Origin of the sequence: Micromonospora lutea (assembly GCF_016863535.1) — a bacterium.
Lineage (GTDB): Bacteria > Actinomycetota > Actinomycetes > Mycobacteriales > Micromonosporaceae > Micromonospora > Micromonospora lutea.
In genome coordinates this window covers 1-1,192 of sequence record NZ_BOPB01000055.1, presented here as the reverse complement: position 1 = coordinate 1,192, position 1,192 = coordinate 1, and the positions used below count along the sequence as shown (strand labels likewise).

1 protein-coding gene is annotated in these 1,192 nt (G+C 67.5%); it reads left to right on the top strand.

The annotated features are described in order from the left end of the window. A partial coding sequence (locus Vlu01_RS27310) for a right-handed parallel beta-helix repeat-containing protein (protein ID WP_204005009.1) occupies positions 1-1,191 on the top strand: 1,191 nt, incomplete at its 5' end. Position 1,192: the final 1 nt, after the last annotated feature.

Genomic DNA, 1,192 nt, shown 5'->3' with positions numbered 1-1,192 from the left:
GGTCGGGGTGAGGATGGTTATGGTCGGGCGAAGGAGGTGCCGTGTAACTCGGCGGCGTTGATCGCGGCGATCAAGGTCGCCAACGCCGAACACGGCGCCACGCTGAAGCTCGCCCGGGAGTGCACTTACTCCCTGACCAACAACTCGGGAGGCAACGGTCTGCCGGTGATCACCCAACCGATCACCATCAAGGGCGATAAGTCAAAGATCGTCCGGGCCACCGGCATCACTGCGCAGTTCCGGATCTTCTCCGTTGGCAGCGGTGGCGACCTTCGTCTGGAAGGCGTCACCCTCACGGGCGGCCAGGCAACCGCACCGGGCGGCGGAGCAATCAACGTCGCCGCCGGCGGCACCGCCCGCCTCAAAGAGAGCCACCTGGAGGGCAACTCCACCACCGGCCTGGCCGCTGGCGGGGCCATCAACAACCTCGGCACCGTCGAACTGGAGAAGACGACCCTGGAACGCAACATCTCCGCGGTCGCCGGCGGGGCCATCAACAACCTCGGTCTACTCAAGATCAAGGAATCGCGGTTCCTGTCCAACAACGCCGGCCTCGCCGGCGGTGCCATCAACAACGGCCCCACGGCCACCACCCAGGCATACAAGGTCGAACTGCGCGGCAACCGCGCCGTCGGCGGCGGCGGCGCCATCGCCAACACCACCGGCGGCATCGTCAGCATCCACTACGCCGAGATCACCGGCAACAACGCCGCCCTCGCCGGCGGCGGCATCTTCACCACCCTCGGCGCCCGCACCAACCTGCGGCACGTCAACCTGACCAACAACGGCGCCACCCTCGGCGGCGGCGGTCTGGCCAACACCGTGGGCAGCACCACCACCATCGACGACAGCAAGATCACCGGCAACGTCTCCAACGGCGTCAACGTCCCCGGCCTCGGCGGCGGCGGCGCCATCCTCAACAGCGCACCAGTGGCCACCACCGTCGTCGTCCTCCGCAACACCGAGGTCAGCGGCAACCAGGCCACCAACGGCGGCGGCATCAGCAACGCCGGAACCGTCAACCTCACCACCACCAAGATCGTCAACAACGCCGCCCTCGTCGCCACCGGCGCCGGCGGAATCTTCAACAGCGGCACCGGGGTCGTCACCGCCGACCCACATACCGTGATCACCAACAACCGACCCACCAACTGCGCCGGCACCGTCCCCGAACCCATCTGCTTCGGCTGAC